Raw genomic sequence first — 14,291 nt, 5'->3', positions numbered from 1 at the left:
CCCTCTACGCCATGCCGCTGAACGATGACACGGTCAGCCCCGGCTTCCTCGGGTTCGCGGTGTTCCTCGCCCTGCTGGCCGCGACGGTCTTCCTGATCCGCTCGATGCGCAAGCAGATGGCGAAGATCCAGGCCCCGAGCGAGGCGGACCTCAAGCAGGAGGCGTGGGAGCGGGCGGAGGCCGCGCGGAGCGCGGCGGCCAAGTCCGGCGCCGACGACGACGCCTGAGGGGGACGCCCGAGCGGCACGCCGCCTCCCCGGTTCGATCCGGTCCGGTCCGGGGAGGACCCGTGTCGTGCGCGCGAACTGTGAGGACGCCTACCGCGAGCTCGCTCCGGCGGCGGCCCGGCTGCTCAGGCTGCTGAGCCTGCCGCCCGGCGACGACATCGGGCCGGCGGCGGCCGCCGCCCTCGCCGGCATCCCGGAGAGCCAGGCGCGCGGGCTGCTGGAGACGCTGGCGGCGCACGGGCTCGTCGTCGCGTCCGGCGACCGGTTCCGGCTTCCCGGGCCGGTCCTCGGCTTCGCCCGCGAGCGGGCCGAGCACGAGGAGACCGAGGACTCCCGCAACGCCGCGCTGCGCCGCCTCCTCGACCACTGCCTCGCCCACGGCGACCTCGGTGCGGAACCCGGCGACCTCGGGGCGGCCCTGCTCGACCGCGAGCGCTGGTCGGAGGTGGCCGAGGTGCTGGGGGAGCGCCTCACCGAGGCCGAGGACGAGGAGGCTCGCGCGCGCGTGCTGACCGGGCTCGGCGACGCCTACCTGCGCGCGCACCGTCCCGTCGCGGCGATCAACTTCTACGGCCAGGCGCTGGACATCCTGCGGCGGCGGGGCGAGGTCGGCGACCAGGCCTACATGTACGTGCACATCGCCGACGCCGCCCGCGAGCGCGGCGACCAGGCGGCCGAGGGCGCGGCGCTCGGCCGCGCCGCCGCGCTGGCCCTGGAGGACGGCGGGTCCTGAGGGCCCGGCCGGGAGCCGCCGGGCGGCTACGCCTTGCGGTGGTCCCAGCTGACGACGCGGTCGGGCTCCATGACGATCAGGACCCGCTTGGCCAGCGCCTGCTCGATGCCCTCGGCGATCACCGGGTCGACGGGCTCGCCGATCTCCGGGACGGGCAGTCCCGCCATCCGGGAGCCGACGACCATGCCGACCTTGCTGCGCGGCCCCGGGTCCTCGATGACGAGCCCGCGGCCGTAGAGCGCGACGCCGCGCAGCTCGTTGTACTCCACGCCGTCCTCGACCAGGCACGTCATGGTGGGGTTGCGGCGCAGGTTCAGGACCTTCTGCGACGCCTTGTAGGTGGTGAAGGCGATCTTGCCGTCGAGCAGCGTGTAGAACATCGTGACGAGGTGCGGCTCGCCGTCCTTGCCCACGGTGGCGACCTGCACCTTGTAGTTGTCGGCGAGGTAGGAGGCCACCTCCTCCGGCGTCATCTTGATCTTGTCGCGCTTGCTCCCGGCCAACGGGCCCTCCCTGGGTCGCGTGTATCGCGCACAGAATAACCAAGCGCTTGCCCGCCTCCGGCACCCGGCACCATGGGGGGATGTCGGTGCGCGAGCTGATCGTCCTCGGGTCCGCCAGCGCGGTGCCCACCAAGAACCGCAACCACAACGGCTACCTGCTGCGCTGGGACGGCCACGGTGTGCTGTTCGACCCCGGCGAGGGGACGCAGCGGCAGATGGCGCGCGCGGGCGTCGCCGCTAACGACGTGACCTGGATCTGCGTGACGCACTTCCACGGCGACCACTGCCTCGGCGTGCCCGGGGTCGTCCAGCGCATCGCCCGCGACGGCGTCGAGCACCCGGTGGACGCGGCGTTCCCGGCGAGCGGCGCACCCTACTGGGAGCGCCTGCGGCATGCCGCCGTCTTCCGCGACACGGATGTCATCCGCGAGCGGCCCGTCTCCGGCGAGCGGACGCGCCTCGACACCGGCGGGGCACCGTTCACGCTCGCGGCGCGGCGGCTGTCGCACCCGGTCGAGGCGTACGGCTACCGGCTGGAGGAGCCGGACGGCCGCACCATGCTCCCCGCCGAGCTGGCCGCGCGGGGCGTCCGGGGGCCGCTGATCCGGCGGCTCCAGGAGGACGGCCGCGTCACCGCCCCGGACGGCCGCACGGTCACCCTCGACGAGTGCAGCGTGCCGCGTCCCGGGCAGAAGGTCGCGTTCGTCATGGACACCCGGCTCTGCGACGGCGTCCGGGAGCTCGCCGACGGCGTGGACATGCTCGTGATCGAGTCGACGTTCCTGCACGAGGACGCCGCGCTGGCGGCCGAGTACGGGCACCTGACGTCGGCGCAGGCGGGCGCGGTGGCGGCGGAGGCGGGCGTGCGGCACCTCGTTCTCACCCACTTCTCCGAGCGGTACCGCGCCGAGGACGAGCACCGCTTCACCGATGAGGCGTCCGCCCGCTTCGGCGGCGAGATCACGCTGGTTCACGACCTCGACCGGATTCCGCTGCCGCCGCGCCGCCTAACCGGCCGGGATGGGGGGCAGTAACCACGGCATGGCTGACGAAGTCGATGTCGTGGTGATCGGGCTGGGCCCCGGGGGAGAGGACGCGGCCGGGCGGCTGGCGGAGGCGGGCCTGTCCGTCGCCGCCGTGGAGTCCCGGCTGGTCGGGGGCGAATGCCCGTACTACGCCTGCGTCCCGACCAAGATGATGGTGCGCGCCGCCGGGCTGCTCGAAGAGGCCCGCCGCGTCCCCGGCATGGCGGGGGAGGATGACGTCCGCCCCGCCTGGGGGCCGGTCGCCGCGCGCATCCGCGACGAGGCGACCGACTCGTGGGACGACAAGGCCGCCGCCGACCGCCTCACCGGCAAGGGCGTGCGGCTGCTGCGCGGCGAGGGCCGCATCACGGCGCCGCGCGAGGTCACGGTGAACGACCAGGTGCTGCGCGCGCGCCGCGGCATCGTGCTCAACACCGGCACGACCCCGGCGGCACCGCCCATCAAGGGGCTCCTGGACACGCCGTTCTGGACGAACCGGGAGGCCGTCCAGGCCACCGAGGCCCCCGCGTCACTGCTGGTCCTCGGCGGCGGTGTCATCGGCGCGGAGATGGCGCAGGTCTTCTCCCGGTTCGGTACCCGCGTCACGGTGGTGGAGGCGGCCGACCGCCTGCTGCTCAACGAGGAGCCGGAGTCGAGCGCGCTCCTGCGGGACGTCTTCGAACGCGAGGGCATCGGCGTGCGCACCGGCGTGAACGTCAGCGCCGTCACCCACAGCGGCACTGAGTTCACGGTGCACCTGGGCGACGAGGCCGTCACCGTCGAGCGCCTCCTCTGCGCGACCGGCCGCCGCCCCAACCTGAGGGGGCTCGGCCTGGAGCACGTCGGCCTGGACGAGAACGCCCGCCAGATCTCCGTGGACGGCCACATGCGCGCCGCCGACGGCGTGTGGGCGATCGGCGACATCACCGGCATGGGCGCGTTCACGCACGTCTCCATGTACCAGGGGGCGATCGCCGCCCGCGACATCCTCGGCGAGGAGGGCTCGCCCGCCGCCTACCGCGCCGTGCCCCGCGTCACCTTCACCGACCCGGAGATCGGCGCGGTCGGCCTCACCGAGGCGCAGGCCCGCGAGCAGAACCTCCCCGTCCGCACGGGCATGGTGCGGCTCCCCGACTCGACCCGCGGATGGATCCACAAGGCCGGCAACGACGGCTTCATCAAGCTGGTCGAGAACCCGGAGTGGGGCACCCTGGTCGGGGCCACCGCGGCGGGCCCGGCGGGCGGCGAGATCCTCGGCTTCCTCGCCGTCGCCGTGCACACCGAGGCGCCCACGGCCGTCCTCCGCGACATGATCTACGCCTATCCCACCTTCCACCGCGCCATCGAGTCCGCCCTCGCCGACCTGGCCGCGTAGGCGAGGGGTGAGGCGCAGGCGGGATCGGGCAGGATCGGGGGCATGAACCGGCTCAAGGACGCGACCAGCCCGTACCTGCTCCAGCACGCCGGCAACCCGGTGGACTGGTGGGAGTGGACCGACGAGGCGTTCGCCGAGGCGCGGCGCCGCGACGTCCCCGTCCTGCTGTCCGTCGGGTACGCCGCGTGCCACTGGTGCCACGTCATGGCTCATCAGTCCTTCGAGGACGACGAGGTCGCCCGCGTCATGAACGAGCTGTTCGTGAACATCAAGGTGGACCGGGAGGAACGTCCGGACATCGACGCCGTCTACATGGAGGCGACCCAGGCCATGACGGGCCAGGGCGGTTGGCCGATGACGGTGTTCATGACCCCGGAGGGGCATCCGTTCTACTGCGGGACGTACTTCCCGCGCGCGCAGTTCCGGGCCCTGCTGCAGGCCGTCCACAAGGCGTGGACGGAGCAGCGGGACGAGGTGGCCGGGCAGGGGCAGCAGGTCGTCGCGGCGCTCACCTCGCGGGGGTCGGGCCTGGCCGGGGACGAGGCGCCCGGCGAGGAGGTGCTCGTCCAGGCGGTGAGGGCGCTGGAGAACTCCTACGACACCGAGCGCGGCGGGTTCGGCGGCGCGCCCAAGTTCCCGCCGTCGATGGCCCTGGAGTTCCTGCTGCGCCACCACGCCCGCACGGGCGACGACCGGGCCCTCCGCATGGCGTCGCACACCCTGGAGGCGATGGCCCGCGGCGGGATGTACGACCAGCTCGGCGGCGGGTTCGCGCGGTACTCGGTGGACGCGCAGTGGGTCGTCCCGCACTTCGAGAAGATGCTCTACGACAACGCGCTCCTGGCGCGCGTGTACGCGCACTGGTGGCGCCTCACCGGGACGCCGTTCGCGCGCCGGATCGCGCTGGAGACGTGCGACTGGATGCTCCGCGACCTGCGGACCCCGGAAGGCGGTCTCGCCTCCGCCCTCGACGCCGACAGCGAAGGAGTCGAAGGCAAGTACTACGTCTGGACACCGAAGCAGCTACAGGAGGTCCTCGGCGCGGAGGACGGCGCGTTCGCCGAACGCCTCTTCAACGTCACGGGCACGTTCGAGCACGGCACGTCGGTGCTCCAACTCCTGCACGACCCGGATGACGCCGACCGCTACGAGCGCATCCGGACGACCCTGCTGGCGGCGCGCGCGCACAGGATCCCTCCCGCACGGGACGACAAGGTCGTGGCCGCATGGAACGGCCTCGCGATCGCCGCTCTGGCCGAATGCGGTGCGCTGTTCGACCGTCCGGACCTCGTCCGGGCCGCCGAAGAGGTGGCGCGGCTCCTGCTGGACGTCCACGAGCGTGACGGACGCCTGACACGGACGTCCAAGGACGGCGTGGCGGGCGCCAACGCCGGCGTCCTGGAGGACTACGCCGACGTGGCGGAGGGCCTCATCGCCCTGCACGGCGTCACCGGCGACCCGCACCACGTGCGCCTGGCGGGCGAGCTGCTGAACACCGTCCTCGAACGGTTCGCGGACGGCTCCGGCGGCTTCTACGACACGGCCGACGACGCGGAGCGGCTGTTCCGCCGCCCGCAGGACCCCACCGACAACGCGACGCCGTCCGGCCAGTTCGCGGCGGCGGGGGCCCTGCTGTCGTTCGCCGCGCTGACCGGGTCGGACTGGCACCGGCAGGCCGCCGAGGCCGCGCTGGCCCCCGCCACGGCCCTCGCCGCCGAGCACGCCCGGTTCGCCGGCTGGGGCCTGGCCGTCGCCGAGGCCCACGCGACGGGCCCGGTGGAGATCGCGGTCATCGGCGACCCGGCCGACGAGCGCACCGGGGAGCTGCACCGCACGGCCCTGATGTCGGTCGCGCCCGGAGCGGTGGTCAGCGTGGGCCCGCCGGACGCCGAGGGCGTCCCGCTCCTGGAGGGCCGCGGCCTGGTGGACGGCGTGCCGTCGGCGTACGTGTGCCGCGGCTTCGTGTGCCGGCTGCCGGTGACCACGCGCGCCGACCTGGCCCGCGAACTCCGGGGGCAATTGGACTGATGGTCCACTTTGTGGCACTGTGACCTTGATCTCGTGCCCACTTGGTGTTACCACTGAGTAGCCGGGACGGAACTGACCCGATGCGGCATGGCGGGCGAGGATGCCGGTACGGCGGGCCGGGTATCTGGACGGTGGCCGACAGGCTGGGCCATAGTCGTGTCCCGGGGCCGGCGGAGCCGGCAGGGCGACCTCGAGGAGTGTGGCAGTGCGCAAGCCGAACCGCCGGGTCCTACCGACGATCATCGGCGTTTCGGTGCTGACGACACTCGCCGCGAACGTGGCCGTCCTCGTCGCGCACGACGACGGCCCCCCGGCGCAGGCACGGCAGGCCGAGGAGAAGCGCGCCCGCTACGTGGCGGCGTCCGGCAGCACCAGCCTGTCGCCCAACGCGGTCGCGCCGCTCGGGAAGCGGCTCACCCCGCACGTGCTCGTGGCGGCGCCGACGACGCTGCCGGCCGACTTCGTCCGCAAGGTCCGCGGCGTCAAGGGCGTGCAGGGCGTCGAGGTCGTGGACGCCGTGCAGGGCATGGTCGCGGGCAAGCGGATCGGGCTGATGGGCGTGAACCCGTCCACGTTCCGCAACTACACGCCGAAGCCCACCGCCCAGTCGGACGCGCTCTGGCGCAACCTCGCCTCCGGCGACGTCGCGATCTCGTTCACGATGGGCAGCGACGGCGGCGTCCAGCTGGGCAGCCAGGTCCCGGTCGGCGGCACCCGGAGCCAGTCGCAGCTTCGCGTCGGCGCGTACGCCACGATGGGCATCAGCGACGTCGACGCGGTCATCTCGCACACCACCGCCCAGTCCCTCGGCATGCCGAGCGGCAACGCGATGCTGATCAGCGTCCCGAAGAGCCGCCCGAAGACGTTCATCACCAAGCTGCGCAAGCACCTGCCGAAGCAGGCGAAGGCCGTCGCCGTCAACCCGGAGATCGACTTCCCGAAGGCCGGCGACGTCCCCGCCGCCAACGGCCGCGTCATGACCGCGCAGCAGGTGCAGACAGTGATCAAGGCCGCCTACACCCGGCTCGGCTGGCCGTACGTGTGGGGCGGCGAGTCCGAGGCCGAGGGCGGCTACGACTGCTCGGGCCTGATGCAGTACGCCTTCGCGAAGGCGGGCATCCGCCTCCCGCGCGTCGCCGCCGACCAGGCCCGCGCCGGCTGGGTGATCCCCTACAGCAAGGCCCAGCCGGGCGACATGCTCATCTGGGCCAACGACCCGACCGCCCCCGGCTACATCTCGCACATCGCCCTCTACATCGGCAACGGCAAGATGATCGCCGCCCCCCGCCGCGGCACCGTGGTCCAGGTCCAGAACGTCTACACCCGCAACATGCGCGGCGCCGTCCGGGTGAACCCCCAGACCGCCGCGAAGGTAGCCGCGGCCATAGGCTGACCGCCCCCACACCCACCCCGGCCTCCCAGTCGTGACGGGGGTTCCAGGGGGCGCCCCATGGGCTACAACTTGCAGCCTTTTGCGAGGAACTCCAGGTTGCGGTCGATCAGGGCCGGGAGTTCGTCGTAGGTCGTCTTGCCGTCGAGCAGGCGGTACAGGGCGGCCTGGAGGACGCCCAGGACGGCCCAGCCGAACGCTTCGATCTCCGGGTCGTCGGTGGCGCGTCCGGTGCGTTCGGCGATGGCCTCGCTGAGGATGGTGAACGTGGCGCGCATCGATTCGAAGGTGCGGCCGCGGAGGGCGGGGACTTCGGCGGTGAGCCGCAGCCGGGTCTTGAGGGCGTCCAGGTCGGTCTCGTAGAGCTGCGGCAGGATCTCCCCGATCATGGCGCGGAGCGCGTCGATCGGCGGCATCTCGGGGGGCTGGTCGCGGAGGGCCTCCGCCATGATCGGGTCGTAGGTGTCGGTGACCACGACGTCTTCCTTGGTGGGGAAGTAGCGGAAGAACGTGCTCGGGGAGATCTCCGCCGCGGCCGCGATCTGCTCGACGGTCGTCTCGTCGTACCCCTGGGCGGCGAACAGCCGGAAGGCGTGGTCCTGGATCGCCTTCCGGGTCCGCAGCTTCTTGCGTTCCCGCAGTGGCAGCCGGGCCAGCCGGTCCTCCATGCGGTCGATCGCGTGGTCAGGGGACGGCGTGCTCATGGTCCGATTGTCGGGCATCGGCGGCGGGGGCCGCATCCCGCGGTGCGCGCGGCATGAAGAACCACAGCAGGGCTGCCGCGGCGAGGGCGCCGGCGCCGCACGCGGCGAACACGGCGTCCATGCCCTGGACGTAGGCGTCGCGCGCGGAGGCGAGGAGCGCGCCGTCGTCGAGCCGGCCGGCGACGCGGACGGCGCCGCCGATGGAGTCGCGGGCCGCGGCGGCGGCGTCGGCGGGCAGGTGCCCGGCGGCGACGTGGTCGCGGTAGACGGCGGCGAGGAGGCTGCCGAGGCCGGCGACGCCGAGGGTGCCGCCGGTCTGGCGGAGGGTCTGGACGAGCCCGGAGCCGCGTCCGGCCTCGTCGGCGGGGAGGGCGGCGAGGACGGCGTCCATCGCCGGGATGAGGGTGAGTCCGGAGCCGAGACCGATGACGACGAGCCACGGGACGGCGGCGCCGTAGCCGTCGCCCGCCTCGGTGAACGCGGCCCAGCCGAGCCCGGCGGCGAGCACCAGCAGGCCCGCGACCATGATCGGCTTGTGGCCGGTGCGGGCCGCGGCCCGGTCGGTGGCGATCGCGCCCGCCAGCAGCCCGGCCAGCATCGGGACGATCTTCAGGCCGGTCTCGAAGACGTCGCTGCCCTGGACGGCCTCCAGGTACTGCGGCAGGACGAACAGGAGCCCGCCGAGCAGCAGGTTCGCGGTGACGGCGGCGATCGTCGCCCACACGAACGCGCGGTCGCGGAACAGCCGCAGGTTCAGCATCGGCTCGGCGGCGCGCCGCTCCCAGCCCACGAACCCGGCGAGGAGCACCGCGGCGAGGGCGAACGCGGCGGCCGCCACCGGGTCGCCCCAGCCGCGGACGGGGGCCTCGATGACGCCGTACACCAGCGCGACGAGGCCGCCCATGGACAGCAGCGCGCCGGGGAGGTCGACGCGCGGCGCGGCCGGGTCGCGGGTCTCGGGCAGCAGGACCGCGACCGCGAGGCCGCCGGCCGCCACCACCGGGACGTTGATCAGGAAGATCGAGCCCCACCAGTAGTGCTCCAGCAGCCAGCCGCCGAGCAGCGGGCCGAGCGGCAGCCCGACCGCGTTCGCCGCCGCCCAGACCGCGACGGCCCGGGTCCGCTCCTCCGGCGGGAAGATCGCCGGCAGCATCGACATGGACAGCGGCAGGACGACCGCCGCGCCGAGCCCCATGAACGCGCGTGCGGCGATGACGCCGCCGGTGCCGTCCGCGAACGCCCCGGCGAGCGAGGCGGCGCCGAAGACGGCGAGGCCGGCCAGCAGCAGCCGCTTGCGGCCGAGCCGGTCGCCGAGCAGCCCCGCCGGGAGCAGCACGGCCGCGAAGACGAGCAGGTAGGAGTCGACGATCCACTGCAACTGGCTGGTGCTGGCGTCCAGTTCCTCCGACAGCGTCGTCAGCGCCACGTTGAGGATCGTCAGGTCGAAGCCGAGCGCCAGCATGCTCAGCGCCAGCGCCGCGAGCCCGATCCAGCGCCGGGCGTACCCCACGGACATGAAAGTCACCTCCGAATGAGTGAAACTACTAAATGGAAGTAACTCTCAAAAGATGCCGCATGTCAATCACGGCGAAGGCTGGCGCCCGCTCCGGTATGCGCTGTAATTTTGATTACATGAGTACGAGTGAAGCGGCGGAAGAGCTCCGCGGCTGGTTCTCCGGGCGGCTTCCGGACGGGTGGTTCGAGGGCGCGCCCGAGGTCGTCCTCGACCGCGAGGAGGCCAGCGTCATCGGCCGGCTGCCGGTGCCGGCGGCGGCCGCCGACGTGTCGGGCGCGGAGCGGGCCGGCGTGATCGCGGGGCATGTCCAGCGCTTCCGCGAGGAGACCCGGGAGCGGCGCGTCGGCATCGCGCGCGAGGCCGAGCAGCGCTTCGGGTACAAGGTCTCCTGGGGCGTCGAGTGCGACGGCCGGCGCGAGATGTTCACCCACCTGTCGGTGCCGGTCATGACCCGGCTGCGGCAGCCCGAGCGGCGCGTCCTGGACACGCTCGTGGACGCCGGCGTGGCGCGCAGCCGCAGCGACGCGCTCGCCTGGTGCGTCCGGCTCGTCGGCAAGAACACCGACGCGTGGCTCTCCGAGCTGCGCACCGCGCTCCAGCACGTCGAGCGCGCCCGCGCCGCCGGCCCGAAGGCCTGACGGCGCCCGCCCGGCGCGGTCCGCACGGGGTCCGCGCCGGGCCGCGCCGGAACCGGCCACGGCCCCGGCCGGCCGGGCCCTCCGGCGCCCCGGCTTTCCCGTATCGGCGGGAGAACTGTCCCCGCCGGGCCATAATTGAGCGTTCTTCCCGGCAGGGACGGGTCGCTCGAAGGGAAGCCCAGATGGGAGTTCGGCGTACGGGAACACCGCGGAGCGCGCTGCCGCGTGAAGGGCGGAGCGAGGGCGCGCGCCGCCGCCCCGCCGAGGGCGGGCGGCTCGTCTCCGCGATCCGCCGCAGCGGCCCGTACGCGGCCGTCCGCGACGCCGTCTACCGGCTGTACGAGCGCCGCGTCGAGGCCGACCTGCCCACCGACGTCATCCCCCGGCACGTCGGCGTGATACTGGACGGCAACCGCCGTTGGGCCAGGTCGATGGGGCTGGCCGACGTCAACACCGGGCACCAGCGCGGCGCCCAGAAGATCTCCGAGCTGCTCCAGTGGAGCGCCGAGGCCGGGGTCGAGGTCGTCACGCTGTGGCTGCTGTCCACCGACAACCTCAACCGCCCGGCAGGCGAGCTGGAACCCCTGCTGGAGATCATCGAGAACACGGTCCGCGGGCTCGCCGCCGACGGCTGGCACGTCAAGCCCGTCGGCGCCCTCGACCTCCTGCCCGACAAGACGGCACGTGTCCTGAAAGACGCCGCCGAGACCACATCCGGCGCTCCCGGCCTGATTGTGAACGTCGCCGTTGGGTATGGAGGTAGGCGTGAGATCGCTGATGCGGTGCGCTCACTGCTCATCGAGCAGGCGAGCCGGGGCACCAGCATCGAGGAACTCGCCGAGTCCCTCGACGTGGAGCACATCGCGGAGCATCTCTACACGCGCGGCCAGCCGGACCCCGACCTGGTCATCCGCACCTCGGGCGAACAGCGTCTCTCCGGCTTCATGCTCTGGCAGAGCGCGCACTCGGAGTTCTACTTCTGCGAGGTCCACTGGCCGGACTTCCGCAAGGTCGACTTCCTGCGTGCCATGCGCTCGTACGCCGCGCGGCACCGGCGCTACGGTACCTGACCGTCCTCCGCGGACCACCGCCCCCTGGGCGGACCTCGGCGCCACCCGTAGGTTCCCCACTCCCAGGGAGATCGAGTGGCCACATCCTCCGCGCGCCGTCCCGGCACGTCCGGGAACCCTTCCGGGACGAAGCTCTCGGGTCCCTCCGAGGGCAGCGGGGGGACGTCCCCCCGCACAGCCCCGGATCGGCGCACGTACGTCCTCGACACCAGCGTCCTGCTCGCCGACCCGGGGGCGCTGACCCGGTTCGCCGAGCACGAGGTCGTACTCCCCATCGTCGTGATCTCCGAGCTGGAGGCCAAGCGCCACCACCCCGAGCTCGGCTACTTCGCCCGGCAGGCGCTGCGCACGCTGGACGACCTGCGGCTGCGGCACGGGCGGCTGGACGAGGCCGTGTCCGTCGAGGGGCCGCTCGGCGACCAGGGCGGCACGCTCCGGGTCGAGCTGAACCACTCCGACCCGAGCGTCCTGCCGGACGGGTTCCGGCTCGGCGACAACGACACCCGCATCCTGTCGGTCGCCGGGTGGCTCGCCCGCGAGGGACGGGACGTCGTGCTCGTCTCCAAGGACCTGCCGATGCGGGTGAAGGCGTCCGCGGTCGGGCTCGCCGCCGAGGAGTACCGGGCCGAGCTCGCCGTCGTGGAGTCCGGCTGGACCGGCATGCGCGAGCTGGAGGTGCCCGCCGGGGCGGTCGAGGAGCTGTACGACTCGGGCACCGCCGACCTGGAGGAGGCGCGGGACCTGCCCTGCCACACCGGGCTGCGGCTGCTGTCGGAGCGCGGCTCGGCGCTCGGCCGGACGCTGCCCGACAAGTCGGTCAAGCTGGTGCGCGGCGACCGCGAGGCGTTCGGCCTGCGCGGCCGGTCCGCGGAGCAGCGGATCGCGCTCGACCTGCTGATGGACGAGGACGTCGGCATCGTCTCGCTCGGCGGGCGGGCCGGCACCGGCAAGTCCGCCCTCGCGCTGTGCGCGGGCCTGGAGGCCGTGATGGAGCGGCGCCGGCACCGCAAGGTCGTGGTGTTCCGCCCGCTGTACGCGGTCGGCGGCCAGGACCTCGGCTACCTGCCCGGCTCGGAGAACGAGAAGATGTCGCCGTGGGCGCAGGCCGTCTACGACACGCTGTCGGCGGTGACGACGCCGGAGGTCATCGAGGAGGTCCTCGACCGCGGGATGCTGGAGGTCCTGCCGCTCACCCACATCCGCGGGCGCTCGCTGCACGACGCGTTCGTGATCGTGGACGAGGCGCAGTCGCTGGAGCGCGGGGTGCTGCTGACCGTCCTGTCGCGGATCGGCGCCGGGTCGCGGGTCGTGCTGACCCATGACGTGGCGCAGCGCGACAACCTGCGGGTCGGGCGGCACGACGGGGTGGCGGCGGTGGTGGAACGTTTGAAGGGCCACCCGCTCTTCGCGCACGTGACGCTGACCCGGTCGGAGCGGTCGCCGATCGCCGAGCTGGTGACCGACATGCTCGGCGACGTGGGCGTCTGAGACGCGGCGCGCGCCGGCCGCGTGCGCGGTCGGCGCGGGCACGGTGAGACGCACATGGTGAGACGCACACGGTGAGACCCCATGATGAGACCCCGGCGGTCCGATCGGCCGCCGGGGTCTCGTCGTCCCAGAACAGCCCTGTCCCTTCCCTACGGACCGTGATCACCAAACGTCGTACCGTAGAGTTGTGATTAAGGTCACACTCGCGCCGCCGTGGGCGGAGACGCGCAGGCGAGCCGGGCGTTTCGGGTCCGCCGCGGCGGAGTTGACAACGGGCGCGCGGGCCCCATTGGTCTCGTTTCGGTTGCGAAGCGGCCCGCGGGCTCCGGCATTGTGTCTCCTCGTAAGCACCCCGAGCGGTGCCGGGCCGGAGCGCGCCCCCCGAAAGACGCGCACCGGGCGAGGCGCCGCCGGAGCCCGGAGCCGCGCACCACCGGCGGCCCGCCGGGCGGGGGTGGAAACAGCTCGTGCGCGTGTCCATGCGCGTGCGACCGTCGGAAGGACCGCCTTGTACGGAGACCGTCCCGGGTCCCCTAGGCGAGACGATCGACAGAACTTCGACCTCCCGGCCCCCGTCGCGGACGCGATGGCCGCCTTCGACGCGCCGTCTCCCGCCGGGCCGCCGCCGGACGGGCGGCCGTCCCCCGCCCGGCCCGCCCCCGAGGAGCGGGCCGCGCGCGCCTCCGCGCCGCACGAGGACGACGTGCGCGTGGCCGGCTCCGCCCGCGCGGCCGCGCCCGGCGGCGACACGCTCGGCTTCGACACCGCCGGGCCGCCGCGCCCCGCCGGCCGGCCCCGCGGCGGGCGCTCCGGCCGCTCCGGAGGGCGCACCGGCCTGCGGATCGCCGCCGTCGCGGCGGGCGCCGCCGTGGTGATCGGCGGCGGCGCGGTCGCCGCCCTCGCGCTCACCGGCGGCTCCGGCGACTCCGGCGAGGACGCCGCGACCGTCCAGCCGACCCGGCAGCTGGCGGACGCCGCGCCCAAGATCGACCCGAAGGTGCTGGAGCAGAAGCGGCGCGAGCTGGCCCTCGAACGCGCGTCCCGCCAGGTGCGCGAGGACGACGGCAAGGGCCCGGCCCTGCGGCCCAAGGGCAGCCCGATCCCGACCAAGACGCCGGAGAAGAGCAAGACCGGCGGCACGGGCGGCGGCGGCCCGGTCGGCGACCCCGTGCCGAAGGGCGAGGCGCAGGAGATCGCCAAGAAGCTCATGCCGAGCTTCGGGTTCACCGGCGACGGGGAGTTCGGCTGCCTGGTGAAGCTGTGGGACCGGGAGAGCGGCTGGAACACCCACGCCGCGAACCCGTCGGGCGCCTACGGCATCCCGCAGGCGCTGCCCGGCTCCAAGATGGCGAGCGCCGGCCCCGACTGGCAGAACAACGCCACCACCCAGATCAAGTGGGGCCTCGGCTACATCAAGGACCGCTACAAGACGCCCTGCGGCGGCTGGTCGCACTTCCAGTCGGCCGGCTGGTACTGATCCCGGCCCGGCGCGTCCCGGCGCCCGCACGGGCCGCTGGGACGCGCACGGCCGGTGGGACGCAGGGCCGGTGGGACGCAGGGCAGGGACGCGCACCCGGCCGCGGGCGCGGCGGGC

Annotated in this window: 13 protein-coding genes; 10 read left to right on the top strand and 3 right to left on the bottom strand. The window is 73.7% G+C overall.

Annotated elements, in window-relative coordinates:
- The first annotated feature begins 11 nt into the window (after nt 1-11).
- Both CHF16_RS09535 and CHF16_RS09530 read left to right on the top strand, forming a co-directional pair.
- Entirely contained in the window at nt 12-227 is a 216-nt protein-coding gene (locus CHF16_RS09535; RefSeq protein WP_245868309.1) for a hypothetical protein, read from the top strand.
- Between the two features lie 67 nt (nt 228-294).
- Complete coding sequence (locus CHF16_RS09530) at nt 295-960, top strand: helix-turn-helix domain-containing protein (protein WP_089325556.1); 666 nt, start codon at nt 295-297, stop codon at nt 958-960.
- Between the two features lie 26 nt (nt 961-986).
- Here CHF16_RS09530 and CHF16_RS09525 read toward each other — a convergent pair whose 3' ends face one another.
- The gene (locus CHF16_RS09525; protein ID WP_089325555.1) at nt 987-1,463 is read right to left on the bottom strand and encodes a pyridoxamine 5'-phosphate oxidase family protein; all 477 of its coding nucleotides are present in this window, start codon (nt 1,461-1,463) and stop codon (nt 987-989) included.
- A gap of 80 nt (nt 1,464-1,543) precedes the next feature.
- On the opposite strand from CHF16_RS09525, the gene CHF16_RS09520 reads away from it, so the two are divergent.
- The 4 genes from CHF16_RS09520 to CHF16_RS09505 all read left to right on the top strand — a co-directional run bounded on the left by CHF16_RS09520 (nt 1,544) and on the right by CHF16_RS09505 (nt 7,284).
- Nucleotides 1,544-2,497, top strand: coding sequence for a ribonuclease Z (locus tag CHF16_RS09520; protein ID WP_089325554.1), 954 nt, complete (start codon nt 1,544-1,546; stop codon nt 2,495-2,497).
- Between the two features lie 7 nt (nt 2,498-2,504).
- The gene (locus tag CHF16_RS09515; protein WP_089325553.1) at nt 2,505-3,863 is read left to right on the top strand and encodes a dihydrolipoyl dehydrogenase family protein; all 1,359 of its coding nucleotides are present in this window, start codon (nt 2,505-2,507) and stop codon (nt 3,861-3,863) included.
- Between the two features lie 42 nt (nt 3,864-3,905).
- On the top strand, nt 3,906-5,891 hold the full coding sequence (locus tag CHF16_RS09510; RefSeq protein WP_089325552.1) for a thioredoxin domain-containing protein: 1,986 nt from the start codon (nt 3,906-3,908) through the stop codon (nt 5,889-5,891).
- Nucleotides 5,892-6,096: 205 nt separating this feature from the next.
- A complete protein-coding gene (locus CHF16_RS09505) occupies nt 6,097-7,284 on the top strand; it encodes a C40 family peptidase (protein ID WP_089325551.1) in 1,188 nt (395 codons plus the stop codon).
- 62 nt (nt 7,285-7,346) lie between these two features.
- On the opposite strand, the gene CHF16_RS09500 is transcribed toward CHF16_RS09505, so the two are convergent.
- Entirely contained in the window at nt 7,347-7,985 is a 639-nt protein-coding gene (locus CHF16_RS09500; RefSeq protein WP_089325550.1) for an acyl-CoA-like ligand-binding transcription factor, read from the bottom strand.
- Complete coding sequence (locus CHF16_RS09495; protein ID WP_089325549.1) at nt 7,966-9,501, bottom strand: MFS transporter; 1,536 nt, start codon at nt 9,499-9,501, stop codon at nt 7,966-7,968. Before CHF16_RS09495 ends, CHF16_RS09500 begins: the two co-directional genes overlap by 20 nt.
- Before the next feature lie 116 nt (nt 9,502-9,617).
- On the opposite strand from CHF16_RS09495, the gene CHF16_RS09490 reads away from it, so the two are divergent.
- The 4 genes from CHF16_RS09490 to CHF16_RS40160 all read left to right on the top strand — a co-directional run bounded on the left by CHF16_RS09490 (nt 9,618) and on the right by CHF16_RS40160 (nt 14,174).
- Nucleotides 9,618-10,139: a hypothetical protein gene (locus CHF16_RS09490; RefSeq protein WP_089325548.1), complete on the top strand. Its 522-nt coding sequence runs from the start codon at nt 9,618-9,620 to the stop codon at nt 10,137-10,139.
- 182 nt (nt 10,140-10,321) lie between these two features.
- Nucleotides 10,322-11,209, top strand: a complete 888-nt coding sequence (locus CHF16_RS09485) for an isoprenyl transferase (RefSeq protein ID WP_089325547.1) — start codon at nt 10,322-10,324, stop codon at nt 11,207-11,209.
- A 75-nt stretch (nt 11,210-11,284) separates the two neighbouring features.
- A complete protein-coding gene (phoH2, locus tag CHF16_RS09480) occupies nt 11,285-12,697 on the top strand; it encodes an RNA 5'-3' helicase PhoH2 (RefSeq protein ID WP_089325546.1) in 1,413 nt (470 codons plus the stop codon).
- A 586-nt stretch (nt 12,698-13,283) separates the two neighbouring features.
- Complete coding sequence (locus tag CHF16_RS40160; protein ID WP_179271453.1) at nt 13,284-14,174, top strand: aggregation-promoting factor C-terminal-like domain-containing protein; 891 nt, start codon at nt 13,284-13,286, stop codon at nt 14,172-14,174.
- Nucleotides 14,175-14,291: the final 117 nt, after the last annotated feature.

It is taken from the genome of Actinomadura meyerae, assembly GCF_900188445.1.
Taxonomy (GTDB): Bacteria; Actinomycetota; Actinomycetes; order Streptosporangiales; family Streptosporangiaceae; genus Spirillospora; species Spirillospora meyerae.
Note: the sequence above shows the minus strand (reverse complement) of the source record. Positions and strands in the feature narration are given on the sequence as shown.